At 62.5% G+C, this 22,749-nt stretch carries 25 protein-coding genes; 15 read left to right on the forward strand and 10 right to left on the reverse strand.

Translation table 11 applies throughout. From position 1 onward, the window contains the following. Positions 1-16: 16 nt before the first annotated feature. Positions 17-853 (reverse strand): HDOD domain-containing protein, encoded by an 837-nt coding sequence (locus BVH06_RS10705; protein WP_075934076.1) that lies wholly within the window; start codon positions 851-853, stop codon positions 17-19. Between the two features lie 48 nt (positions 854-901). After that, the gene (locus BVH06_RS10710; protein ID WP_075934077.1) at positions 902-1,843 is read right to left on the reverse strand and encodes a folate-binding protein YgfZ; all 942 of its coding nucleotides are present in this window, start codon (positions 1,841-1,843) and stop codon (positions 902-904) included. A gap of 158 nt (positions 1,844-2,001) precedes the next feature. Between BVH06_RS10710 and BVH06_RS10715 the strand changes: the two genes are divergently transcribed. Next, positions 2,002-2,256 carry a succinate dehydrogenase assembly factor 2 gene (locus tag BVH06_RS10715; RefSeq protein WP_075931219.1) on the forward strand — a complete coding sequence of 85 codons (255 nt, stop codon included), beginning with the start codon at positions 2,002-2,004 and terminating at the stop codon, positions 2,254-2,256. Further along, positions 2,240-2,692 carry a protein YgfX gene (locus BVH06_RS10720; RefSeq protein ID WP_075934078.1) on the forward strand — a complete coding sequence of 151 codons (453 nt, stop codon included), beginning with the start codon at positions 2,240-2,242 and terminating at the stop codon, positions 2,690-2,692. Before BVH06_RS10715 ends, BVH06_RS10720 begins: the two co-directional genes overlap by 17 nt. Here the strand turns inward: BVH06_RS10720 and nadB are convergent. Next, positions 2,661-4,277, reverse strand: coding sequence for an L-aspartate oxidase (gene nadB, locus BVH06_RS10725; RefSeq protein WP_075934079.1), 1,617 nt, complete (start codon positions 4,275-4,277; stop codon positions 2,661-2,663). The genes BVH06_RS10720 and nadB overlap by 32 nt on opposite strands. A gap of 592 nt (positions 4,278-4,869) precedes the next feature. On the opposite strand from nadB, the gene rpoE reads away from it, so the two are divergent. The 11 genes from rpoE (at position 4,870) to pdxJ (ending at position 15,078) form a co-directional block, all read left to right on the forward strand. Further along, the gene (rpoE, locus tag BVH06_RS10730; RefSeq protein ID WP_013792331.1) at positions 4,870-5,451 is read left to right on the forward strand and encodes an RNA polymerase sigma factor RpoE; all 582 of its coding nucleotides are present in this window, start codon (positions 4,870-4,872) and stop codon (positions 5,449-5,451) included. Positions 5,452-5,482: 31 nt separating this feature from the next. After that, positions 5,483-6,070: a sigma-E factor negative regulatory protein gene (locus tag BVH06_RS10735; protein ID WP_075934080.1), complete on the forward strand. Its 588-nt coding sequence runs from the start codon at positions 5,483-5,485 to the stop codon at positions 6,068-6,070. 11 nt (positions 6,071-6,081) lie between these two features. Further along, positions 6,082-7,035 carry a MucB/RseB C-terminal domain-containing protein gene (locus tag BVH06_RS10740; protein WP_075934081.1) on the forward strand — a complete coding sequence of 318 codons (954 nt, stop codon included), beginning with the start codon at positions 6,082-6,084 and terminating at the stop codon, positions 7,033-7,035. Positions 7,036-7,182: 147 nt separating this feature from the next. Further along, positions 7,183-8,568: a DegQ family serine endoprotease gene (locus BVH06_RS10745; protein WP_371915281.1), complete on the forward strand. Its 1,386-nt coding sequence runs from the start codon at positions 7,183-7,185 to the stop codon at positions 8,566-8,568. A gap of 302 nt (positions 8,569-8,870) precedes the next feature. Then, positions 8,871-10,670 (forward strand): translation elongation factor 4, encoded by a 1,800-nt coding sequence (lepA, locus tag BVH06_RS10750; protein WP_075931214.1) that lies wholly within the window; start codon positions 8,871-8,873, stop codon positions 10,668-10,670. Positions 10,671-10,675: 5 nt separating this feature from the next. Then, positions 10,676-11,530 carry a signal peptidase I gene (gene lepB, locus BVH06_RS10755; protein ID WP_075931213.1) on the forward strand — a complete coding sequence of 285 codons (855 nt, stop codon included), beginning with the start codon at positions 10,676-10,678 and terminating at the stop codon, positions 11,528-11,530. Between the two features lie 106 nt (positions 11,531-11,636). Beyond that, entirely contained in the window at positions 11,637-12,014 is a 378-nt protein-coding gene (locus BVH06_RS10760; RefSeq protein ID WP_013792325.1) for a DUF4845 domain-containing protein, read from the forward strand. Beyond that, positions 12,011-12,700 carry a ribonuclease III gene (gene rnc / locus BVH06_RS10765; RefSeq protein WP_013792324.1) on the forward strand — a complete coding sequence of 230 codons (690 nt, stop codon included), beginning with the start codon at positions 12,011-12,013 and terminating at the stop codon, positions 12,698-12,700. The genes BVH06_RS10760 and rnc overlap by 4 nt, the downstream gene beginning before the upstream one ends. Further along, the gene (gene era / locus BVH06_RS10770) at positions 12,693-13,595 is read left to right on the forward strand and encodes a GTPase Era (RefSeq protein WP_075931212.1); all 903 of its coding nucleotides are present in this window, start codon (positions 12,693-12,695) and stop codon (positions 13,593-13,595) included. Before rnc ends, era begins: the two co-directional genes overlap by 8 nt. A gap of 48 nt (positions 13,596-13,643) precedes the next feature. Next, positions 13,644-14,342, forward strand: coding sequence for a DNA repair protein RecO (gene recO, locus BVH06_RS10775; protein ID WP_075934082.1), 699 nt, complete (start codon positions 13,644-13,646; stop codon positions 14,340-14,342). Then, positions 14,335-15,078, forward strand: a complete 744-nt coding sequence (gene pdxJ, locus BVH06_RS10780) for a pyridoxine 5'-phosphate synthase (protein ID WP_075931210.1) — start codon at positions 14,335-14,337, stop codon at positions 15,076-15,078. The genes recO and pdxJ overlap by 8 nt, the downstream gene beginning before the upstream one ends. Here the strand turns inward: pdxJ and BVH06_RS10785 are convergent. Then, positions 15,075-15,977, reverse strand: a complete 903-nt coding sequence (locus tag BVH06_RS10785; RefSeq protein ID WP_075931380.1) for a LysR substrate-binding domain-containing protein — start codon at positions 15,975-15,977, stop codon at positions 15,075-15,077. The genes pdxJ and BVH06_RS10785 overlap by 4 nt on opposite strands. A 127-nt stretch (positions 15,978-16,104) precedes the next feature. On the opposite strand from BVH06_RS10785, the gene BVH06_RS10790 reads away from it, so the two are divergent. Beyond that, positions 16,105-16,380 carry a hypothetical protein gene (locus tag BVH06_RS10790; protein WP_075934083.1) on the forward strand — a complete coding sequence of 92 codons (276 nt, stop codon included), beginning with the start codon at positions 16,105-16,107 and terminating at the stop codon, positions 16,378-16,380. A 6-nt stretch (positions 16,381-16,386) separates the two neighbouring features. On the opposite strand, the gene cmoB is transcribed toward BVH06_RS10790, so the two are convergent. The 5 genes from cmoB to metR form a co-directional block, all read right to left on the reverse strand. Next, entirely contained in the window at positions 16,387-17,355 is a 969-nt protein-coding gene (gene cmoB / locus BVH06_RS10795) for a tRNA 5-methoxyuridine(34)/uridine 5-oxyacetic acid(34) synthase CmoB (protein ID WP_075934084.1), read from the reverse strand. Beyond that, complete coding sequence (cmoA, locus tag BVH06_RS10800; RefSeq protein ID WP_075934085.1) at positions 17,352-18,128, reverse strand: carboxy-S-adenosyl-L-methionine synthase CmoA; 777 nt, start codon at positions 18,126-18,128, stop codon at positions 17,352-17,354. The genes cmoB and cmoA overlap by 4 nt, the downstream gene beginning before the upstream one ends. Before the next feature lie 83 nt (positions 18,129-18,211). Then, on the reverse strand, positions 18,212-18,604 hold the full coding sequence (locus BVH06_RS10805) for a protease inhibitor I42 family protein (RefSeq protein WP_075934086.1): 393 nt from the start codon (positions 18,602-18,604) through the stop codon (positions 18,212-18,214). Between the two features lie 76 nt (positions 18,605-18,680). After that, a complete protein-coding gene (locus BVH06_RS10810) occupies positions 18,681-19,010 on the reverse strand; it encodes a DHCW motif cupin fold protein (protein ID WP_075934087.1) in 330 nt (109 codons plus the stop codon). Positions 19,011-19,040: 30 nt separating this feature from the next. Continuing rightward, entirely contained in the window at positions 19,041-19,961 is a 921-nt protein-coding gene (metR, locus tag BVH06_RS10815) for a transcriptional regulator MetR (RefSeq protein ID WP_075934088.1), read from the reverse strand. 212 nt (positions 19,962-20,173) lie between these two features. Between metR and BVH06_RS10820 the strand changes: the two genes are divergently transcribed. Further along, positions 20,174-21,163: an alpha/beta fold hydrolase gene (locus tag BVH06_RS10820; protein WP_075934109.1), complete on the forward strand. Its 990-nt coding sequence runs from the start codon at positions 20,174-20,176 to the stop codon at positions 21,161-21,163. Here the strand turns inward: BVH06_RS10820 and glpD are convergent. Continuing rightward, positions 21,087-22,682: a glycerol-3-phosphate dehydrogenase gene (glpD, locus tag BVH06_RS10825; RefSeq protein ID WP_075931379.1), complete on the reverse strand. Its 1,596-nt coding sequence runs from the start codon at positions 22,680-22,682 to the stop codon at positions 21,087-21,089. The two genes, BVH06_RS10820 and glpD, sit on opposite strands and share 77 nt — an antisense overlap. Positions 22,683-22,749 lie beyond the last annotated feature (67 nt).

Here is a 22,749-nt window from a genome sequence, read left to right on the forward strand (position 1 = left end):
ACTCGCCCCCGAGCGGTTACTGCAGCATGGTCATGGCAGCATCCATGGCCGCCGACAGGTCTTCGACGGCATGGATGTCCAGATCCGGTTTGATGCCGAGCTTGGCGAACGCCGGGATCTGGCTCCAGTCCAGTTGGGTGTAAGGGTGCGGAGTGCCGAGGTGGCTCTGCAGGGTGGCCACTTGCACGATGTCGACGTAGTCCACCTTGCCGCCGTCGCGGCTGAAGTTCAGGTACTGGCTCGGAATGCAGGCGATCATTTCCGGGAATTCCCAGGTACGCAGGATCTTGTCGCCAATGATCGGGTGGATCTGCTCGATCACGTGGTTGAGGCTGATCGAGTCGGCCAGCAGCTCGCTGTGCTCTTCGGCATAGGTCAGGATAGGCAGCACACCAATCTGGTGAACCAGGCCGGCGAGGGTGGCCTGGTCCGGCATCAGGCGCGTGTAATGGCGGCACAGCACGTGGCAGATGCCAGCTATTTCGGTGCTCTTGGTCCACACTTCGCGCATCTTGCGGTCGACCACATCGGTGGTCGCCTGGAACATCTGTTCCATGGCCAGGCCCGTGGCCAGGTTGCAGGTGTAGTTGATGCCCAGGCGGCCGATGGCCATCTGCAGGTCGGTGATTTCCCGGTTGGTGCGCAGCAGCGGGCTGTTCACCACCTTGATGATGCGTGCGGTGAGCGCAGCGTCGTTACCGATCACCTTGGTCATCTCGGGGATGCCCACGTTGGGATCCTCCGCCGCCTCGCGAACCTTCAGGGCGACCTCGGGCAGGGTGGGCAGCACCAGTTCATCGTTGTCGATGGCCCTGGTCAGATCCAGCAGGACTTTCTCGGCGAGTTTGCTCATGAAATTCTCGTTGTTGGCGGAGTGATGGCAGACGCTACGCAGTGTACGTCAGCGCTGGATTTCGCGGTTGCTGTCCAGCGTATACGGCAGGTCGAGCAGCTCGAGCGGTAAACCGTCGAGGCTGCCCAGGTGGATATTGCCGTCGAGTGCCGCGTCTTCCTGCACGACTGCCAGCAGTTCCACGCCGCTGGCGCTCGAGGCGGCCAGCACCACTTCGCCCACCGCGCTGCGGTGCACGGGCGAGAACAATTCGGTGCCAGGCGCGGGCGGTTGGTCGCCAGCCAGGCGCAGGCGATAGAGGCGGCGCTTGAGCTTGCCCAGGTACTGCATGCGGGCGACGATTTCCTGGCCGGTGTAGCAGCCCTTCTTGAAGCTCACGCCGCCTACGGCCTGCAGATTGATCATCTGCGGAATGAACAGCTCGCGGGTGGTGCCGGTCACCTGGCCAATACCGGCGCGGATCTGCGCCAGCAGCCAGTCGTTGAGCGAGGCTTCAGTGAGCTGCTCGCTCAGGCGTGCGTGCAGGGTTTGAGCCTGCTCGGCCGGTGCCCACAGCTCGGCGCGGCCGTCGCTGAGACGAATGGCCAGCAGCGCGTCAGCGTTCGCCACGCTGTCAGCTTCGGCTGCGAGGTCCAGCCCCAAGGCTTGCAGGATGGCATCCGCGCCGCTCAGGCCAAATCGAGCCCAGGCGGCGCTCTCGTCGCTCAGCTTGGCCTTGGAGAACACAGCGTATTTCTGCAGCTCGGCAAGTTGCGCCTCCAGCAGCTCCTGGCTCATGGCCAGGAGAAAACCGTCGGCTACGCTGACGATGCGAAAGCTCGACAGCATACGGCCCTTTGGCGTGCAGCGAGCGCCCAGGCTCGAGCCGCTGGCGCCGAGGTAGCTGATGTTGCAGGTGATCTGGCCCTGCAGGAATTTACCTGCATCGAGGCCGCGCACGGCGAGGATGCCTTCGTGAGTGAGCGGGCAGAAGAAAGCGCTATCGGCCATGGTCGAGACAATCGCGGGTAAAGAATGAGGCTGCCATGATAAGAGCAGCGGCAAGCGTCTAGCTACAGGCAAAGATGCCGTCCGGCGTTTCGCCTCGCAACGCTGATGCGAGCGGCGGCTATTGGTATACTGCCGGCCTTTTTTCGAGGAGCACTCCCATGGTCGATGCCACTGAACTCAATCGCCTCTTCTGGCACAGCCGGCGCGGCATGCTGGAACTGGACGTATTGCTGGTGCCTTTCGTGCAGGAGGTTTACCCCACGCTCGACGAGGATGATCGTGCCCGCTACCGCAAGTTGCTCGAGTGCGAGGATCAGGACATGTTCGGCTGGTTCATGCAGCGCGGCGAGCCAGAGGATGCCGATCTGCGCCATATCGTTCGCATGATCCTGGATCGTGTCCAGCCCAAGTAAACGGTTCGAGTGCCACTGGCAGCCGTCACGTCGGCTGCTGGAAATCTACCTGTGCGCCCAGGCCCTGGCGCTGCTGACGTTATCGCTCGTCGATATCCCGCTCTGGGCGCGTCTGCTAGGCGTGCTGGGTTGTGCATGCCATGCCGGCTGGGCACTGCCCAGGCACGTGCTGCTGACCCACTCGGCCGTGTTCAATCACCTTCGTCACGACGACGAAGGTTGGCAGGTGGCGGGCCGTGAAGGGCGCTGGCAGGCCATCACCTTACAGCCGGACAGCATGGCGCTACCGTGGCTGGTCATCGTTCGTTTTCGCATGCCGGGCAGCCGGCTCACTAAAAGCCTGTGCATCGCGGCCGATGCCATGCCGCAGGACATGCACCGGCGGCTGCGGGTGCGCCTGAAATTCAGCCGTCAGCGTTGGCGGGTCGCACAATAGTGTCGCGTGGTTCGGGCAGCAGGTCGGGGTAATCCAGTGTGTAGTGCAGGCCGCGTGACTCCTTTCGCGCCATGGCCGAGAGAATCATCAGTTCCGCCACCTGGGCCAGGTTGCGCAACTCGATCAGATCCCGACTGACCTTGTAGTTGCTGTAGAACTCATCGATTTCATCGAGCAGCAGGCGCACGCGGTGCTGGGCGCGCTGCAGGCGCTTGGTGGTGCGAACGATGCCTACGTAATCCCACATGAAGCGCCGCAGTTCGTCCCAGTTGTGGGCGATGATCACATCCTCGTCCGAGTCGGTGACCTGGCTGGCGTCCCAGGAAGGCAGGTTGGCCGGCATCGTCACGTGCTCCAGATTGGCGACGATGTCGGCGGCGGCCGAGCGGGCGTACACGAAGCATTCGAGCAGTGAATTACTGGCCATGCGGTTCGCGCCGTGCAGGCCGGTGAAGCTGGTTTCACCAATGGCGTAAAGACCTTGCAGATCACTGCGGCCCGCCTGGTCGACCATTACTCCGCCGCAGGTGTAATGGGCGGCGGGTACCACTGGAATGGGCTGGCGGGTGATGTCGATGCCGAACTCCAGGCAGCGTTGGTAAACGGTCGGGAAGTGGTTTCTGACGAAGTCCGCTGGCTTGTGGCTGATATCCAGATAGACGCAGTCGACACCCAGGCGCTTCATCTCGTGGTCGATGGCGCGGGCCACGATGTCCCGTGGCGCCAGTTCCTCGCGCGGGTCGAAGCGCGGCATGAAGCGTTCGCCGTTGGGCAGGCGCAGCAGGGCGCCCTCGCCGCGCAAGGCTTCGGTAATAAGAAAGCTCTTGGCCTGCGGGTGATAAAGGCAGGTGGGGTGAAACTGGTTGAATTCCAGGTTGCCGACCCGGCAGCCAGCGCGCCAGGCCATGGCGATGCCGTCACCGCAAGCGCCATCGGGATTGCTGGTATAGAGGTAGACCTTGGCCGCGCCGCCGGTCGCCAGAACCACGAAGCGCGCATGGTGGGTGTCCACCTCGCCGCTGCGACGGTTCAGCACGTAGGCGCCCAGGCACCGTTGGCCGTCACGACCCAGCTTGCGTTCGGTGATCAGGTCCACCGCCACCCGCTGTTCGAGCAGCACCACGTTGTCTCGCTGGCGCGTGCGTTCGAGCAGCGTGTTGAAGATAGCCGCGCCGGTCGCGTCGGCGGCGTGGATGATGCGGCGGTGGCTGTGGCCGCCCTCGCGGGTCAGGTGAAATTCGAAGCCGCCGTCTTCACGGTCGTGCTCGTCATCGCGGGTGAAGGGCACGCCTTGCTCGATCAGCCATTCGATCGCCTCACGGCTGTGCTCCACGGTAAAACGCACGGCATCTTCACGGCAAAGGCCGGCCCCGGCACTGAGGGTGTCATTCACATGCGAGTCGACGGTATCGCTGTGATCCAGCACGGCAGCGACGCCGCCCTGAGCCCAGTAGGTCGAGCCATTGGTCAATTCGCCCTTGCTCAGTACGGCGATGCTCAGATTGTCGGGAAGCGTTAGCGCCAGGGTAAGGCCGGCGGCACCGCTGCCGATAACCAGAACATCGTGCTGAAAGTGTTGGCTCATTGTTATGGATTCCACTGAGTGGCATGCAGCAAAAAGAGGTGCGATTGGTCGACACCGAATGTGCTTCGCTGAAGCGCTCACGTCCCGTATCGCATAGTCGGTAGGTGAGCTGACCATGCCCGCGGCGGGGCTTTCAGGACCACCGCAGGGGCTCGACGGACTCTAGTATATAGAGGGAGCCGGCGGCACAATAGCGGCCCCGGTAGGTAGTCCGGCGCAGAACGTGTATCGTGTCGGGATGGCGATATGCCTGCTCGGCTGGCCGCTGTGGTGGAGCTGCATTCGCTCCGCTGAAACATGTCTGAACTTTGCCGTGGGGCAGGGTTCTATAGCGGAGTCGCCCCGGAGAGGGCATGTGTCTGGCGAGTCTGTGAGCGAAGCGGTTGTACGATTCGATTCGGCCCGTCAGGTGATCTAAAGACAATTCGCGCAGCAGGCATGGCCCTGGTGCGTGGTTTCGTGCAAAACCAAAAAATGTTTTGTGGGAAGCTTGTTCGTAGGGGAGAGAACTTTTGCATATGACTCGAGTCTATTTCGGCAGATCGATCTTCTGGCAGGTGCAGACCTCCTACGGGCTCAACGAGGAGTATTCATGCTAACCCAGGAAGAAGATCAGCAGCTGGTCGAGCGCGTTCAGCGTGGCGACAAGCGAGCATTCGATCTGTTGGTGCTGAAGTATCAGCACAAGATTCTCGGGTTGATCGTGCGATTCGTGCACGACACCCATGAAGCTCAGGATGTCGCCCAGGAAGCTTTCGTAAAAGCTTATCGGGCACTTGGAAACTTTCGCGGTGACAGTGCGTTCTATACATGGCTGTACCGCATCGCCATTAACACGGCGAAGAACCATCTCGTTTCTCGTGGCCGCCGGCCGCCGGACAACGATGTAAGTGCAGAGGATGCCGAATTCTACGATGGCGATCACGCCCTCAAGGATATCGAATCTCCCGAGCGAGCCCTGTTGAGGGATGAAATCGAAGCCACCGTGCATCGGAGCATCCAGCAACTGCCAGAAGATTTACGAACGGCGCTAACGTTACGTGAATTTGATGGTCTTAGTTATGAAGACATTGCGAGCGTCATGCAGTGTCCAGTTGGTACCGTGCGTTCGCGAATCTTTCGGGCGCGTGAAGCCATCGATAAGTCCCTGCAACCTCTGTTGCAGGAAGCCTGAGACAGCGGCGACAGCCAAGAGAGGAACCGCTATGAGTCGTGAAGCCCTGCAGGAATCGCTGTCCGCGGTGATGGATAACGAAGCGGATGAACTTGAACTTCGGCGTGTGCTCGGTGCGAGCAACGATGTCGAACTGCGTGCCACCTGGTCTCGTTACCAAGTAGCCCGCGCCGCGATGCACAAGGATCTGCTCGTGCCGAAACTGGACATCGCTGCAGCCGTTTCCGCGGCTCTGGAAAACGATGCCACTCCAGTTGCGCAGGAGAAGGTCGTACGTGGTCCGTGGCGTAGCCTGGGACGCGTAGCCGTTGCTGCGACCGTGACGGTTGCCGTGTTGGCCGGCGTGCGTTTCTACAATCAGGATGACGTTGCTGGTGCGCAACTGGCGCAACAGAATCAGCCGTCCATTGCCCTGCCGCAAGCTCAGGGGCCGGCCATTCTGGCGGGCTTCAAGACTTCGGACGAGCAGCCGGCTGTAGAGACCGTCTCTGCCGAAGGTGAAGGCTGGCACGAGCAGCGTCTGCCTGAGTACCTGCGTCAGCATGGTCAGCAGTCCGCCCCAGGCGCTGCTGAAAACGCACTGCCGTTTGCACGGTCTGCGAGTGTAGAAGAGCGTTAAGAACGACGCGTATGCGCTCCATTCTCGTCACGTCCCTGATGCTCGGCGGTCTATCGGCAACATCTGCCATGGCCGCTGATGCACAGGGATGGTTGCAGCGGCTGAGTCAGGCCGAAAGCAAGCAAAGCTTCCAAGGCACCTTCGTTTACGAACGCAGCGGTAATCTTTCCACTCACAGCATCTGGCGTCAGGTCGAGCCGGGTGGAGTTGTGCGCGAACGGTTGCTACAGCTCGACGGCACGCCCCAGGAAATGCTTCGAGTCAACGGCCAGGCGCAGTGCGTCAATGGTCCGATCGCCTCTGCTGTCGTCGACGAGCAGGCCTGGCCTGCTCACGGTCTCGATGCCAAACAGATAGAACAGTGGTACGAGCTGCGTTTGAGCGGCGAGTCTCGTGTAGCTGGGCGTTCGGCTGTAATCCTCGGCTTGGTTCCACGTGATCATCACCGTTATGGTGTGCAATTGTACGTGGACAAGGAAACCGGGCTGCCACTCAAGTCGCTGTTGGTCAATGATCGCGGCGAGATGCTCGAACGGTTTCAGTTCACTCAGCTCGATACGGCGGGCACACGGCCTGCTGCAGTGTTGCAGCCTTCCACGAATTGTGCGCCGGTACGTGTCGTCAAGGCGCGCACGCCTTCCGCAGAATCCTGGCGTTCCGAATGGTTGCCGCCCGGCTTCAATCTCAGCGCGGTGACCCGGCAGCCCAGCCCGGTATCCGCCGATAGCGTCGATTGCCTGGTCTATGATGACGGGCTGGCGCGTTTTTCCGTCTTTCTCGAGCCCTTGCACGATGCCGCCGTCGCGGATGCGCGTAACCAGCTCGGCCCAACCGTAGCCGTATCCCGGCGACTGACAACCGATGACGGGGATGTCATGGTTACAGTGGTGGGCGAAATTCCGTTTGGAACGGCGGAGCGTGTCGCCATGTCGATGCGTGCCGACGATGTGCATGCCACGCCATAACGGGTGAGGCTGCTGAGTAAGGTCGATGTGCTGTCTTGTTGTACCAATGGCCCCTTAGGGGCCTCGTTTGTTCTGGATGGGGAAGAAACTGCAATGTCGATGCCTAGCCTGAAAAATTACGCTGCCGCGTTGTTCGCGGTGTTCCTGATGGGGCAGTCGGTTGCCGCGCACGCGCAGCTGCCGGACTTCACTCCGTTGGTCGAGGCGGCTTCACCTGCCGTGGTCAACATCAGCACTCGGCAGAAGGTGCCGAATGCCGTTGCCAGCAACGGTGGGCTTTCGGTGCCGGATCTGGAAGGCCTGCCGCCAATGTTCCGCGAGTTCTTCGAGCGCAGCATTCCCCAGCAGCCTCGCGCGCCGGGCGGCGGCGGTCGTCAGCGTGAGGCGCAGTCGCTCGGCTCGGGCTTCATCATCTCCAAGGATGGTTACATCCTCACCAACAACCATGTGGTTGCCGACGCCGACGAAATCATCGTGCGCCTGTCCGATCGCAGCGAGTTGGAAGCCAAGCTGATCGGTACCGACCCGCGCAGCGACGTGGCGCTGCTCAAGGTCGAGGCGACCGACCTGCCTACCGTGAAACTGGGCAATTCCGACAACCTCAAGGTCGGTGAGTGGGTGCTGGCCATCGGCTCGCCGTTCGGTTTCGATCACTCGGTAACCGCCGGGATCGTCAGCGCCAAGGGCCGCAGCCTGCCCAACGAGAGCTACGTGCCATTCATCCAGACCGATGTGGCGATCAATCCCGGTAACTCCGGCGGCCCGTTGTTCAACCTCGATGGCGAGGTGGTCGGTATCAACTCGCAGATATTCACCCGTTCCGGTGGCTTCATGGGCCTGTCTTTCGCCATTCCGATGAGCGTGGCGATGGATGTGGCCGACCAGCTCAAGGCCAGCGGCAAGGTCAGCCGTGGCTGGCTGGGTGTGGTGATTCAGGAAGTGAACAAGGATCTCGCCGAGTCGTTCGGGCTCGAGAAACCCGCGGGTGCGCTGGTCGCCCAGGTGCTCGAAGATGGCCCGGCTGCCAAGGGCGGCCTGCAAGTCGGTGACGTCATTCTCAGTCTGGATGGCAAACCGATCATCATGTCCGCCGACCTGCCGCATCTGGTTGGCGCCCTGAAACCGGGCACCAAGGCGAATCTGGAAATCGTCCGTGAAGGTTCGCGCAAGACGCTGAAAATGGCTGTTGGCACCATGCCGGCCGATGATGGCGACGAGGCTTCCGAAGGCGCGACCCCAGGCGCCGAGCGCAGCAGTAACCGCCTTGGCGTCAGCGTTGCCGAACTGACCGATGAGCAGAAGAAAGCGCTGGACCTGCGTGGTGGCGTGGTGATTCGCGAGGTTCAGGATGGTCCGGCGGCGCTGATCGGCCTGCGTCCGGGCGACGTGATCACTCACCTGAACAACCAGGCCATCAGCTCGGCGAAGAACTTCACCGAGGTGGCGCAATCGCTGCCGAAGAACCGTTCGGTGTCGATGCGCGTGCTGCGCCAAGGCCGCGCCAGCTTCATTACTTTCAAGCTGGCTGAGTAGGTCTGGCTGAGTAGGTCTGGCCGAGTAGGTCTGGCCGAGTAGGCTTGGCCGAATAGGTCTGGCCCAATAACAAAGTCAGCAGCTGAAGGGCGACGAAAGTCGCCCTTTTTTGTGCCCATCTCACCGCTTGCTCATGAAGGTGGCCCAGCAAATCCCGGTCAATCGAGGCAGGCAAGGCAAGCGGGCACTCAATTACTGCACGCGTGCGCTTGTCCTGACGTGACGTGGGGGCAACCACTCGGGTAAACTTCGCGGCTATTTTCGGCAGGCATTCGCCTGCGCCCTTTTTCGAGTGTTGTCCTGTGAGTGACCTGAGTCATATCCGCAATTTTTCCATCATTGCCCACATTGACCACGGCAAGTCGACGCTGGCTGACCGTTTCATCCAGATGTGCGGTGGCCTGACCGCGCGCGAGATGGAGGCTCAGGTTCTCGATTCCATGGACTTGGAACGTGAGCGCGGCATCACCATCAAGGCCCACAGCGTCACCCTGTATTACAAGGCGAAGGACGGCATTACCTACCAGCTGAACTTCATCGACACGCCCGGTCACGTCGACTTCACCTATGAGGTGAGCCGCTCGCTGGCGGCCTGCGAAGGTGCGCTGCTGGTCGTCGATGCGGGGCAGGGCGTGGAAGCGCAGTCGGTCGCCAACTGCTACACCGCCATCGAGCAGGGCCTGGAAGTCATGCCCGTGCTGAACAAGATGGACCTGCCGCAGGCCGACCCTGATCGCGTCAAGGAAGAGATCGAGAAGATCATCGGTATCGATGCCAGCGACGCCGTGGCGTGCAGCGCCAAAAGCGGCATGGGCGTCGATGAAGTGCTCGAGCGTCTGGTGCAGGCGATTCCGGCGCCGACCGGCGAGATCGAGGCGCCGCTGCAGGCGCTGATCATCGACTCCTGGTTCGACAACTACCTGGGCGTCGTGTCTCTGGTGCGCGTGCGCCACGGCCGCGTCAAGAAGGGCGACAAGATTCTGGTCAAGTCCACCGGCAAGGTGCACCTGGTCGACAGCGTCGGGGTGTTCAATCCCAAGCACACGGCTACCGCCGACCTCAAAGCCGGCGAAGTGGGCTTCATCATCGCCAGCATCAAGGACATTCACGGTGCGCCGGTGGGCGATACCCTGACCTTGAGTTCGACGCCCGACGTGGAAATGCTGCCTGGCTTCAAGCGCATCCAGCCGCAGGTATACGCCGGCCTGTTCCCGGTCAGCTCCGATGATTTCGAGGATTTCCGCGACGCCCTGCAGAAGCTGACCCTCAACGATTCGTCCCTGCAGTATTTGCCGGAAAGCTCCGACGCTCTGGGCTTCGGCTTCCGTTGCGGCTTCCTGGGCATGCTGCACATGGAAATCATCCAGGAGCGCCTGGAGCGCGAATACGACCTGGACCTGATCACCACCGCGCCGAGCGTTATTTTCGAAGTCGTGCTCAAGACCGGTGAAACCATTTACGTGGACAACCCGTCGAAGCTGCCGGATGTGTCCTCGGTCGAAGATTTCCGTGAGCCGATCGTACAAGCCACGATCCTGGTTCCGCAGGAACATCTGGGTAACGTCATCACCCTGTGCATCGAAAAGCGCGGCGTGCAGCGTGACATGCAGTTCCTCGGCACTCAGGTTCAGGTTCGCTACGACCTGCCGATGAACGAAGTGGTGCTCGACTTCTTCGACCGTCTGAAATCCACCAGCCGTGGCTATGCCTCGCTGGATTATCATTTCGACCGTTACCAGTCGGCCAACCTGGTCAAGCTGGACGTGTTGATCAACGGCGACAAGGTCGATGCGCTGGCATTGATCGTGCACCGTGACAACGCCCACTACAAAGGGCGTCAGTTGACCGAGAAGATGAAAGAGCTGATCCCTCGGCAGATGTTCGATGTGGCGATCCAGGCGGCCATTGGCGGTCAGATCGTGGCACGAACCACTGTCAAGGCATTGAGAAAGAACGTTCTGGCCAAGTGCTACGGCGGCGACGTGAGCCGTAAGCGCAAACTGCTGGAGAAGCAGAAGGCCGGTAAGAAGCGCATGAAGCAGGTGGGGAACGTGGAGATTCCACAGGAAGCCTTCCTTGCTGTACTCAAGTTGGATAGCTAGGGCCTATGTCATTCAATTTTCCGCTGTTGCTGGTCATTGCCGTCGCCGTGTGCGGCGCCCTGGCCTTGTTCGATCTGGTATTTCTGGCGCCGCGGCGTCGTGCAGCGATCGCCAGTTATCAGGGCAAGGTCGAGCAAGTCGACGACGCAGTGGTCGAGAAGCTCAACAAGGAACCCTTGCTGGTCGAGTACGGCAAGTCGTTCTTTCCGGTACTGGCCATCGTGCTGGTGCTGCGCTCCTTTCTGGTCGAGCCATTCCAGATCCCGTCCGGGTCGATGATTCCGACCCTGGAAGTGGGCGACTTCATCCTGGTCAACAAGTTTGCCTACGGCATTCGCCTGCCGGTGCTGGACACCAAGGTGATCGAAGTCGGCGACCCGCAGCGCGGTGACGTCATGGTGTTTCGCTACCCGAGCGATCCCAACGTCAACTACATCAAGCGCGTTATCGGCCTGCCGGGCGACCAGGTGCGCTACAGCAGCGACAAGCGCCTGTTCGTCAATGGCAAGCCGGTTGCCGAGCAGTTGATCGGTGAGGAGCCCGGCAGCCTGGGCAGCGCCACGCTGTACAGCGAGCGCCTGGGCGATGTCGAGCATCGCATCCGCAAGGAAATGACCCGTTACCGCGCCGAACCCGGCAAGGAGTGGACCGTCCCTGAAGGGCACTACTTCATGATGGGCGACAACCGCGACAACTCCAACGACAGCCGTTACTGGAACGACCCGAATATCCCTAAAGACGTGCTGGGCATGGTTCCGGATCGCAACATCGTCGGCAAGGCGTTTGCCATCTGGATGAGCTGGCCGGACCCGAAGTTCAAGACCCTGCCGAACTTCTCCCGTGTCGGACTCATTCACTGATCTGATGAAAATTTGCGGCGCCGTTCAATACGGCGCCGCCAGCTATCTATAGTCTTGTCATGCGCGCGACGCGCATCGGACTATCTGGATACTTTTGGGGATGAACATGAAATTCGCACGCTCGCAGCAGGGCTTGTCGATCGTCAGCTGGCTGGTGGTACTGGCTGTCGTGGCGTTTCTGGCCAGCACGGCGTTCAAGGTGGTGCCGCATTACCTCGACTATATGTCGATGGAAAAGATCATCACCTCCGTGGAAACCGACCGCCTGCAGGAAGTCAGGACCGTGGGCGATTTCTACAGCCACGTCAGCCGTGGCATGACGGTCAACAGCATCCGCGACCTGAACATGCAGGACGCGCTGAAGGTGACCCAGGATGGCAACGAATTTCTTGCCCACCTCAAGTATGAAAAACGTGAGCACCTGATCGAGAACATCGATCTGGTGGTTAATTTCGATAAAGAATTTCGTGTGCGTATGCCGTGAGTGTTTCGTTGACCCGCCTTGAGCGCCAGCTCGGGCATAGCTTCAAGGACCAGGATCTGATGATCCTGGCCCTGACCCATCGCAGTTTTGCCGGACGCAACAATGAGCGCCTGGAGTTCCTCGGTGATGCCATCCTCAATTTCGTCGCCGGCGAGGCGCTCTACGAGCGCTTCCCCCAGGCCCGCGAAGGCCAGCTGTCGAGGCTGCGCGCACGCCTGGTGAAGGGTGAGACCCTTGCCGTGCTGGCGCGCGGTTTCGATCTTGGTGAGTACCTGCGCCTGGGCTCGGGTGAGCTGAAGAGCGGTGGTTTTCGCCGCGACTCGATCCTGGCCGACGCCCTGGAAGCGCTGATCGGTGCCATCTACCTGGATGCCGGCATGGACGTCGCCCGCGAGCGCGTGCTGGCCTGGCTGACCAACGAGCTGGACGGCCTGACCCTGGTCGACACCAACAAGGACCCCAAGACTCGCCTGCAGGAGTTCCTTCAGTCGCGTGCTTGCGAGCTGCCGCGTTACGAGGTGGTCGACATTCAGGGCGAACCCCATTGCCGGACATTCGTGGTCGAATGTCAGGTCAATCTACTCAATGACAAAACCCTGGGCCAAGGCGCCAGCCGCCGGATCGCCGAACAGGTCGCGGCCACTGCCGCGCTGATCGCCCTGGGTGTGGAGAACGGCAATGACTGATTCGCCCGTAACGCGCTGTGGCTATGTCGCCATCGTTGGCCGGCCCAACGTGGGCAAATCGACGCTGCTCAACCACATTCTCGGTCAGAAGCTGGCGATCACCTCGCGCAAGCCACAGACCACTCGCCACAACATGCTCGGCATCAAGACCGAGGGTGAAGTGCAGGCGATCTACGTCGATACGCCCGGCCTGCACAAGAACAACGACAAGGCGATCAACCGTTACATGAACAAGAACGCCTCGTCGGCTCTGAAGGATGTCGACGTGGTGATCTTCGTGGTCGATCGCACCCGCTGGACCGACGAGGACCAGATGGTGCTCGAACGCGTCCAGTACGTCGAAGGGCCGGTGATCCTGGCGGTCAACAAGACCGATCGCCTGGAAGACAAGGCCGACCTGATGCCGCACCTGCAGTGGCTGGCGCAGCAACTGCCCAACGCCGAGATCGTGCCGGTTTCGGCGCAGCATGGGCACAACCTCGATGCTTTGGAAAAGCTGGTAGGCGAGCGCCTGCCCGAGGGTGTGCACTTCTTTCCGGAAGACCAGATCACCGACCGCTCCGGGCGTTTCTTCGCCGCCGAGCTGGTACGCGAGAAGATCATGCGTCAGCTCGGTGCCGAGCTGCCTTACCAGATCACCGTGGAGATCGAGGAGTTCAAGCGCGAAGGGCGGATCATGCATATCCATGCGCTGATCCTGGTCGAACGCGATGGCCAGAAGAAGATCATCATCGGCGAGAAGGGCGAGCGCCTTAAACGCATTGGCCAGGAAGCGCGCAAGGACATGGAGTCGATGTTCGACACCAAGGTCATGCTCAATCTCTGGGTCAAGGTGAAGAGTGGCTGGTCCGATGACGAACGCGCCCTGCGTTCGCTCGGTTACGACGATATCTGACCCGGCATCCGCCGCGCTGCGGCTGGCTAACTCAGCGAGTTTCTTCCCATGCTTGCGCTCAGCCAGCCCGCCTATGTCCTGCACAGCCGCGCCTACCGCGAGAGCAGCGCGCTGGTCGACTTCCTGACCCCGCAAGGCCGTTTGCGCGCCGTGTTGCGTGGCGCGCGGGGCAAGGCTGGCAGCCTGGCGCGGCCGTTCATTCCCCTGGAGCTGGAAACCCGCGGCCGCGGCGAGCTGAAGAACGTCGGTCGCCTGGAAGCCGCTGGCATTCCCAACCTGCTCACCGGCGAGGCGCTGTTCAGCGGCCTGTACCTAAACGAGTTGCTGATTCGCGTGCTGCCCGCCGAAGACCCGCACCCGGTGATCTTCGAGCATTACGCCATCAGCATCCTGGCGCTGGCCCAGGGTCGGCCGCTGGAGCCGATCTTGCGCGCGTTCGAATGGCGTCTGCTCGATGAACTCGGCTATGGTTTCGCCCTCGACAGCGACGTGCAGGGCAATGCCGTGGTCAGCGACGGCTTGTACCGGCTCGAGGCCGACAGCGGCTTTCTGCCCATCGGCCATTGGCAGCCCGGGGCCTTTCTCGGTAGCGAGCTGTTGGCCATGGCCGACGCAGACTGGAGCACGCCCGGTGCCCTGGCCGCGGCCAAGCGCCTGATGCGCCAGGCACTCGCCCCTCATCTCGGCGGCCGACCTCTGGTCAGCCGCGAATTGTTCATGACGCTCAAGGAGCCGAATCGTGACTGAAGCCAACCGTGTTTTGCTGGGCGTGAATATCGATCACGTCGCCACGCTGCGCCAGGCGCGTGGTACTCGCTATCCCGATCCGGTAAAAGCCGCGCTGGACGCCGAAGAGGCGGGTGCCGATGGCATCACCGTGCACTTGCGTGAAGATCGCCGGCATATCCAGGAGCGCGACGTGCGCGTGCTCAAGGAAGTCATGCAGACGCGCATGAACTTCGAGATGGGCGTGACCGACTTCATGCTCGCCTTCGCCGAGGAAATACGCCCCGAGCACGTGTGCCTGGTGCCGGAAACCCGCCAGGAGCTGACCACCGAAGGTGGCCTTGACGTCGCCGGCCAGGAAGCGCGGATTGCCGCGGCGGTAACGCGCCTGGCGGCCGTCGGCAGCGAGGTTTCGCTGTTCATCGATGCCGACCCGCAGCAGATCGAGGCGAGCAAGCGCGTCGGCGCACCGGCCATCGAACTGCATACCGGGCGGTATGCCGATGCGCATACGCCGCAAGAAGCGGCTGCCGAGCTGCAGCGTATCCGAGAAGGCGTCGCCCTGGGCGTGTCGCTGGGGTTGATCGTCAACGCCGGCCACGGCCTGCATTACCACAACGTCGAGCCGGTCGCGGCGATCCCCGGTATCAACGAGCTGAACATCGGCCATGCGCTGGTCAGCCACGCGTTGTTCGTCGGCTTCAAGGAAGCCGTGCGCGAGATGAAGCAACTGATCGAAAGCGTTGTGTCGCGCTAACGCATGGCGCCGTAAGCCACTGCCACCTGCGCCGCCAGTGCTTCGGCGGCCGCGCCACGGTTGCTGCCGCGCAGTAGTTTGATGTGGTAGGCGCCCAGTGGCGGCAGGCCGTGCTCCTGCTGAGAAAGGCGGCGTAGCGGCGGTTTGACCAGGCTGGCGGGCAAGGCCGCAATGGCCAGGTCGGCCAGCAGTGCGGCTTCCTGGCCGGCGCATTGTTCACTGGAATAGGCGATGCGATAGCTGCGCCCCTGGCGGTCCAGACCGTCCAGGGCGGCACGACGCCAGGCGCAGCCGGTATTGGCCAGCGCAAGCGGCAACGGGTCGCGCTTGACGGCCAGGCCGCCTTCTCGACCTGCCCACACTAGTGATTCGCTGCAAATGACTTCGCCACGGGTGTCATCGGCATCGGCATCACCGGTATTGAGCAGTGTCAGGTCGAGTTCGCCGGCATCCAGGCGCTCGATCAGCTCACAACTGCGACCCACCGAGACATCGACTTGCACGGCCGGATGGCTGAGGGCGAACTGTGACAATAGGTCCGGCAGCGAGCCGACACCGATGTCGAACGGCGTGCCGAAACGCACGGTGCCCGCCAGGCTGGGCACCCGGAAATGCGCCACCGCTTCCTCGTTGAGCTTGAGCAGGCGGCGGGCATAGCCGAGCAGAACTTCGCCATCCGGCGTGAGCCGCACGCGGCGGCTCTCGCGTAGAAACAGCGTGCGGCCAAGGGTTTCCTCCAGGCGTTTGATCTGCTGGCTGACCGCAGCCGTGGTGCGGAACACCTGCGCGGCGGTGCGGGTGAAGCTGCCGCTTTCGGCAATGCCGACGAAAGTCTTCAGCACATCGCTTTCCAATAGGGGCAATGCGCCAGGCATGTTGGTTGGCGATGGACTGTTCATCATGTCGTTAATATTTTCTTAACTGATGGTTATGTATTTGTCGATTTTATTAACGATAAGCGCAGCTCAAGCTGTCGGCAAGCAATCACCGATAACCGGTGAGCAATCGCTGTCGAGGAGAGTTGTCATGAAGTCGAATGAACAGCACGCCGCACATATCGAGCGCGCCAACTTGGCCAGGTCTCCGGGTGCCGACCCGCACCAGCTGATGCAGTGGCTGGGCGACTGGTATTTCGCCTGGTGCTGGAGGCGCAAGATGCGCCGCCTGATGATGCTCGATCGCGCAGGGCAGATTCGCCTGGGAAGTGCTCACGGGCGAGTCAGTGCCGGGGCGCAGATGCCCCTTGCACTGATCGCGGCGCGGCAGGCTGAATGGCGCCGCAAGGGTGATGCCGCCGACTAGCCTTTATCAGGGCTTGCGTGCCACCAGCACGGCGCGGCGCGGTGCCGGCAGGCCCTCGACGGTACGGCGGTGGTCGAGCGGGTCAAGAAACTCGGGCAGCGACTGGTAGCGCATCCAGTCGGTGCTGCGCTGCTCTTCGACCGAGGTGACGCTGACGTCCACGCAGCGCACATCCAGGAACCCGGCGCGGCGCAGCCATAGCTCCAGCGCGGGCACCGACGGCAGGAACCATACGTTGCGCATCTGCGCGTAGCGGTCTTCGGGGACCAGCACCTGCTGGGCGTCGCCTTCCACCACCAGGGTTTCCAGCACCAGTTCGCCGCCCTTGCGCAGGCAGTCCTTGAGTTCTAGCAGGTGGTCGATGGGCGAGCGGCGGTGATAGAGCACGCCCATGGAAAACACCGTGTCGAAGCCCAGCAGCTTCGATGGCAGCTCTTCGATACCCAGCGGCAGGTGCCAGGCGGGCAGATCCGGCAGGTAGTTCTTCATTGCCAGGAACTGGCAGAGGAACAGCCAGTTCGGGTCGATGCCGACCACGCTGCGGGCGCCGGCGCCGAGCATGCGCCACATGTAGTAGCCATTGCCGCAGCCGACGTCGAGCACGCGTCTGCCTCTGAGATCCAGGTGCGGGGCGACGCGCTGCCACTTCCAGTCCGAGCGCCATTCGGTGTCCACGTGCACGCCGAAGGTATGGAAGGGGCCTTTGCGCCAGGGGATCAGGCCGCGCAGGGCACTGTCCAGCGCCGCTCGGGTGGCCTCATCGCAATGGCCATCGAGGCGGAAGTCCTGCTGCAGGTCGATCTGCTCGGTCTGCAGCTGTGGCAGCGCTTCGACAGCCGCATGCCAGCGCTGCAGGTCGCCATGACCGATGGCCAGTTTGGCGTCGATCTGCCCGGGCAAATCAGCGCTCCAGTCCTGCAGGGGCGTGCCGGCGAGCTCGGCCTGCAGGGCGTCCAGATCCATACGGCGCATCATGGCAAGGCCACCAGGGACGCGAAGTTCAGGCACTGGAACCACCGCACCACTTTGCTGAAGCCTGCCGCCTGCAGGCGTTCGCGGTGCTGTTCGAGGCTGTCGGGCAGCATGACGTTTTCGATGGCGCTACGCTTCTGGGCGATTTCCAGTTCGCTGTAGCCGTTGGCCCGCTTGAAGGCGATGTGCAGGTCGGTGAGCAGGGCGTGCTGTTGTTCGTCTTCGAAGCGCAGTTTCTCGGAGAGGATCAGCGCACCACCGGGCAGCAGGGTACTGCGGATCCGGCTCAGCAGTTCCAGGCGGTTTTCCGGGGCGATGAACTGCAGGGTGAAGTTCATCGCCACCAGGGAGGCGGGCTGCCAGTCCATGGCGAGAATGTCGGCTTCGATGACCTCGACCGGCAGCAGCTCCTGGAACATGGCGTCCTGGGCGTGCAGGTACTCGCGGCAGCGCTCGACCATGGCGCTGGAGTTGTCCACGGCGATCACCCGGCAACCGTCCACCTGTACGTGGCGGCGCAGCGCCTGGGTGACGGCGCCCAGCGAGCAACCCAGGTCATAGAGCAGGCTGCCGGGCTGGGCGAACTGGCCAGCCAGAACGCCGATGTTCTCGACGATGGTCGGATAGCCCGGCACCGAGCGCTTGATCATGTCGGGAAAGACCCGGGCCACGTCCTCGTTGAAGACGAAATCCGGCACCTGATCCAGTGGCTGGGCGAAGAGTTGGTCGGGCTGTCTGTTCACGGTCGGTCTGCATGGCGCTGGAAAGGCGCGCATTTTAGCCAAGTCCGGCGATTAGCCAAACCTCGTGACGAGCCTGATGCGATGGTCGGCCTGGGTTTGGCCGTGCAGCCGCATCCTTAGCGCACGCGGATCTGACAATCGAAGGTGTCGGCGGGCGCGGCGCTGGCATCCCAGGGCTGGGCGTAGGTCAGCAGCAACTGGGCTTCACCCGCCTCGGTGGCCTGGAAGCGCCAGGTGGAGTGGCCGTCGCCGCCGACCAGGTCGGAATCCTCGGCTGCGCTGTAGACTTCCGGGCCAAGGGCCTTGAGCACCGCGGCCGCGTCTTCCTGCACCGTCCAGCGATAGCCCGTCGTCGGGTTGCTCGGCAGGCTGAGGATCAACTGCTGGCCCGCGTGCAGGACGATCGGGCACTGGCTCTGCTTCTGCACCTGCAGGGTTTTCGAGGGGCTGGCGCAGGCGCCCAGCAGAACCAGACCGGCGATAACGGGCAGACGGTAGGCATTGATCATGACGGGCTCCAGGCGCAGAAATCGACCGCCAGCATAACGGCAGAACGGCGAGGCTGTAACCTGTCGGCGGCCCGATTCAGTCGACGATGAACAGTCGAGCGCCGGTGCTCGTCGAGCTGCGGTGCGCTTCGGCGCCATCGGCGACCTGATAACTCATGCCGGGTGTCATCACGAAGCGGCGGCCGTCATCGAGCTCGGTGTGCAGCTCACCTTCTAGGCAGAGCAAGATGTGGCCCTTCTGGCACCAGTGGTCGGCTAGGTAGCCCGCCGTGTACTCGACCATGCGCACGCGCAGCGCGCCGAACTGGCAGGTGCGCCAATAGGCCATGCCGGTTTCGCCAGCGTGTTCGGTAGGCTGAATCTGGCTCCAGTCGGTGACGCCAAAGGGGATGTCGCTGATTTTCATGGTGAAGCCCTGTGTTGCCGTGGAAAGGGGTTACTGCCGGGCGACGCTGACGCCTTCGAGATTGGCGAACGAAGTGTCCTTGGCGGTGAGCAGGAAATCACGCATGAACGGCGCATCGAGCATGTCGGTGCGCACGCCGGCGTAGAGCGTGGCGAACAAACCCTTGTCGCCAAGGCGCTTGGCGGTCACGTAGCCCCGTGAGCTGTACTCGTGCAGCGCCCAGTTGGGCAGGCCGCAGACACCGCGACCACTGGCCACCAGCTGCATCATCATCACCGTCAGCTCGGACGTGCGTACCTGGGCCGGCTCGATGTCGGCGGGCTCCAGAAAGCGGGTGAATATATCCAGGCGATCACGCTCCACCGGGTAGGTGATCAGGGTTTCCTTCAGCAGGTCTTCAGGGCGGATATAGGGGCGACTGGCCAGGGCGTGCTGGTTGGCCACCGCGAGCATGGCTTCGTAGGTGAACAGCGGCACATAGGTAATGCCGGACAGCTCCACCGGGTCCGACGTTACCACCAGGTCCAGATCGCCACGGGCCAGGGCGGGCAGGGGCGCGAAGGAGAAGCCCGAGGCCAGGTCGAGCTCGACTTCCGGCCAGGCATCGCGGAACTGGTCGATGGTCGGCATCAGCCATTGAAAGCAACTGTGGCACTCGATCGCCATGTGCAGGCGGCCGGCCGTGCCACCGGCAAGACGCGACAGATCGCGTTCGGCGCTGCGCAGCAATGGCAGCACGGCGTCGCTCAACTGGAGCAGACGCAGGCCGGCGCTGGTGAAGCGTACCGGCTTGGTCTTGCGTACGAACAGCTGCATGCCAAGGCGCTCCTCGAGTTCCTTGAACTGGTGCGACAGTGCCGATTGGGTCAGGTGCAGGCGATCAGCGGCATCGACCAGGCTGTCGGTTTCCCGCAGGGCGTGGAGCGTTTTCAGGTGACGAATTTCGAGCATCAGGCTACCTGCAAAGTATTCAACTGCTCAGTCAGGAAGATGAGCAGTATTCATGTGTGAGAGTGTCGCCCATGAGTCGGCCTGCTGTCGAGTCGCACCTCGTGCGTCCGTTTGGCAGGTTTCATCAAACTGTCACCGTTATGTGGCAGCGCGCCGTGCTCCTTCACTGCAACACTTGCCTGCTACTCGCCCTTTCGCTCGTGGAATTCATCATGCGCATCGTTATCTTTCTGGCTGCCCTGCTGGGCAGCCTGTCGTCTCTGGCGGCCGAAACATGCAAGGTCGGCACGGACGTCGAGCGCGTGGCGCTGGGCGATGTGAGCCTTGCGTACCAGAGCATCGGGCGTAGCAGCGATCCGGCCCTGCTGTTGGTCATGGGCCTCGGTGGGCAGTTGATTCACTGGCCGGATGACGTCGTCGAGCAACTCTGCGAGCAGGGCTTTCGGGTGATCCGTTTCGATAATCGCGACGTAGGGCTGAGTCGCTGGAACACTCAGGCACCCGAGGCCAATCTGGCCTTCGAGGTGCTGCGCTACCGGCTCGGGCTGTCGGTTGGCGCGCCTTATCGGCTACGCGATATGGCCGGCGACGCCTTGGGTTTGATGGATGCGCTGGGCATCGAGGATTTTCATCTACTTGGCGCCAGCATGGGCGGGATGATCGCCCAACATGTCGCCGACATGGCACCCCAGCGGGTGCGTAGCCTGACGCTGTTGATGACCAGTTCGGGGGCTCAAGGATTGCCGGCTCCCAGCCCGGCGTTGCTGCGCCTGCTGGCGCGCCGCGAGGCGCCGAGCCGTGAAGTGGCGCTGGAGCAGCAGGCCGACCTGTTGGCGGCGCTCGGCAGCCCTGCCGTGGTGGATGACCGCGCCATGTTGCTGCACCAGGCTGAGCTCGCCTATGACCGCGCCTTCAACCCGGCGGGCGTGGAGCGCCAGCTACTGGCGATTCTCGCCGAACGCAGCCGGGTCGACCTGCTCAATCGTTTGCAGGTGCCGACTCTGGTGGTGCATGGCACCGCCGACCCGCTGTTGCCAGTGATGCACGGCGTGCACGTGGCTGCACATATTCGCGGTAGCGAGCTGCGCCTGATTCCCGGGCTGGCCCACCGCTTTCAGGAGCGTTTCAAGGCGCCGTTGCTTGCCGCGGTGCTGCCGCATCTGCAAGCGCATCGGCTGGATGTGCAACTGGTGCAGATGTAAGCAGCGTAGGTGCGGCGGGGGCCAGGTAGGCTTCCAGTCGGCTGCGCTCGGCAGCGGACAGGAACAGGCCCAGCTTGCTACGGCGCCAGAGGATATCGTCCACCTCGGTGGCCCATTCCTGCTCGCGCAGGTAGTCCACTTCGCGGGCGTACAGGTCGTGGCCGAAGTGTTCGCCCAGGTCGCTCTCGCTCTGCACCTTGTCGAGCAATTGCCAGGTTCGGCTGCCGTAGGTGATGGCCCAGCGGCTCGCCAGCTCGGCGCTCAGCCAGCCGTGGCGGGCGCGCAGGGCTTCGATCAGGCTTTCACGGCTTTGCATGTTCTCGCCGCCAGGCAGCGGGGCATCGGCCGTCCAGCGCGCCTTCATATTCGGGAAGAACGGCGCCAGCTGGGCCAGTGCCGATTCCGCGAGCTTGCGGTAGGTGGTCAGCTTGCCGCCAAACACCGACAACAGCGGAGGCTCGCCGCCCTGGGCCGACAGCGACAGGGTGTAGTCGCGGGTGATGGCTGAGGGCTCGTCGGACTCGTCGTCGCACAGCGGGCGCACACCGGCGTAGCTGTGGAGGATGTCGTCACGGCTGAGCGATTTGCGGAAGTGATCGTTGACCACTTTCAGCAGGTACGTGGTTTCTTCCTCGCTGATGCTTACGGTAGCCGGGTCACCCTGGTACTCGCGATCGGTGGTGCCGATCAGGGTGAAGCGATCCAGATACGGGATGGCGAACACGATGCGGCGGTCTTCGTTCTGCAGGATGTAGGCTTCCTTGCCCTCGAACAGGCGCGGTACGACGATATGGCTGCCCTGAATCAGACGGATGCCGTACGGCGACTTCTGCTGCAGGTCGTCACGGATAAAGCGCGCCACCCAGGGGCCAGCGGCATTGACCAGCGCCTTGGCGCGGATCGAGAAGCGGCTGCCATCGGCGCGTTCCAGATCGACCTCCCAGGCGCCCTTGCTGCGGCGTGCGCTCACGCAGCGCGTGTGGGTATGCACATGGGCGCCGTGCTCGCGGGCGGCCATGGCATTTAGCACCACCAGGCGGGCGTCGTCGACCCAGCAATCGGAGTATTCGAAGCCCTTGCTGATCTCGGCCTTGAGCGGGCTGTTGGCGCCGAAGCTGAGGCCTCGCGAACGTGGCAGCGCCTTGCGCTTGCCCAGATTGTCATACAGGAACAGGCCGGCACGGATCATCCAGGCCGGGCGCAGGTGCGGGCGGTGGGGCAGGATAAAGCGCATCGGGCTGACGATGTGCGGCGCCTTGGCCAGCAGCACTTCACGTTCGGCCAGTGCTTCGCGTACCAGGCGGAATTCGTGGTGCTCCAGGTAGCGCAGGCCACCATGGATCAGCTTGCTGCTCGCCGACGAGGTGTGACGGGCGAGGTCGTCCTTTTCGCATAGGAATACCGACAGGCCGCGACCCGCCGCATCACAGGCGATACCTGCGCCATTGATGCCGCCGCCCACGACGGCAATATCGTAAACCTCGGACAGCGGGCTGTTGGACAGGCTGGATGTGGACATCGTCGGGGCCTCGTATAGCGTTTTCATTTTCAAATCGAACATGAATGTTCATTTTCGAAAATACTAG

The sequence above is a fragment of the Pseudomonas sp. PA27(2017) genome (assembly GCF_001945445.1).
Lineage (GTDB): Bacteria > Pseudomonadota > Gammaproteobacteria > Pseudomonadales > Pseudomonadaceae > Aquipseudomonas.

What these genes read in the sequence shown, in the direction of transcription:
- BVH06_RS10705 (WP_075934076.1), bottom strand. Translation starts at nt 853, where the DNA reads ATGAGCAAACTCGCCGAGAAAGTCCTGCTGGATCTGACCAGGGCCATC.
- BVH06_RS10710 (WP_075934077.1), bottom strand. Translation starts at nt 1,843, where the DNA reads ATGGCCGATAGCGCTTTCTTCTGCCCGCTCACTCACGAAGGCATCCTC.
- BVH06_RS10715 (WP_075931219.1), top strand. Translation starts at nt 2,002, where the DNA reads ATGGTCGATGCCACTGAACTCAATCGCCTCTTCTGGCACAGCCGGCGC.
- nadB (WP_075934079.1), bottom strand. Translation starts at nt 4,277, where the DNA reads ATGAGCCAACACTTTCAGCACGATGTTCTGGTTATCGGCAGCGGTGCC.
- rpoE (WP_013792331.1), top strand. Translation starts at nt 4,870, where the DNA reads ATGCTAACCCAGGAAGAAGATCAGCAGCTGGTCGAGCGCGTTCAGCGT.
- BVH06_RS10735 (WP_075934080.1), top strand. Translation starts at nt 5,483, where the DNA reads ATGAGTCGTGAAGCCCTGCAGGAATCGCTGTCCGCGGTGATGGATAAC.
- BVH06_RS10740 (WP_075934081.1), top strand. Translation starts at nt 6,082, where the DNA reads ATGCGCTCCATTCTCGTCACGTCCCTGATGCTCGGCGGTCTATCGGCA.
- BVH06_RS10745 (WP_371915281.1), top strand. Translation starts at nt 7,183, where the DNA reads ATGGGGCAGTCGGTTGCCGCGCACGCGCAGCTGCCGGACTTCACTCCG.
- lepB (WP_075931213.1), top strand. Translation starts at nt 10,676, where the DNA reads ATGTCATTCAATTTTCCGCTGTTGCTGGTCATTGCCGTCGCCGTGTGC.
- BVH06_RS10760 (WP_013792325.1), top strand. Translation starts at nt 11,637, where the DNA reads ATGAAATTCGCACGCTCGCAGCAGGGCTTGTCGATCGTCAGCTGGCTG.
- era (WP_075931212.1), top strand. Translation starts at nt 12,693, where the DNA reads ATGACTGATTCGCCCGTAACGCGCTGTGGCTATGTCGCCATCGTTGGC.
- recO (WP_075934082.1), top strand. Translation starts at nt 13,644, where the DNA reads ATGCTTGCGCTCAGCCAGCCCGCCTATGTCCTGCACAGCCGCGCCTAC.
- BVH06_RS10785 (WP_075931380.1), bottom strand. Translation starts at nt 15,977, where the DNA reads ATGAACAGTCCATCGCCAACCAACATGCCTGGCGCATTGCCCCTATTG.
- BVH06_RS10790 (WP_075934083.1), top strand. Translation starts at nt 16,105, where the DNA reads ATGAAGTCGAATGAACAGCACGCCGCACATATCGAGCGCGCCAACTTG.
- cmoB (WP_075934084.1), bottom strand. Translation starts at nt 17,355, where the DNA reads ATGATGCGCCGTATGGATCTGGACGCCCTGCAGGCCGAGCTCGCCGGC.
- cmoA (WP_075934085.1), bottom strand. Translation starts at nt 18,128, where the DNA reads ATGCGCGCCTTTCCAGCGCCATGCAGACCGACCGTGAACAGACAGCCC.
- BVH06_RS10805 (WP_075934086.1), bottom strand. Translation starts at nt 18,604, where the DNA reads ATGATCAATGCCTACCGTCTGCCCGTTATCGCCGGTCTGGTTCTGCTG.
- BVH06_RS10810 (WP_075934087.1), bottom strand. Translation starts at nt 19,010, where the DNA reads ATGAAAATCAGCGACATCCCCTTTGGCGTCACCGACTGGAGCCAGATT.
- metR (WP_075934088.1), bottom strand. Translation starts at nt 19,961, where the DNA reads ATGCTCGAAATTCGTCACCTGAAAACGCTCCACGCCCTGCGGGAAACC.
- BVH06_RS10820 (WP_075934109.1), top strand. Translation starts at nt 20,174, where the DNA reads ATGCGCATCGTTATCTTTCTGGCTGCCCTGCTGGGCAGCCTGTCGTCT.
- glpD (WP_075931379.1), bottom strand. Translation starts at nt 22,682, where the DNA reads ATGTCCACATCCAGCCTGTCCAACAGCCCGCTGTCCGAGGTTTACGAT.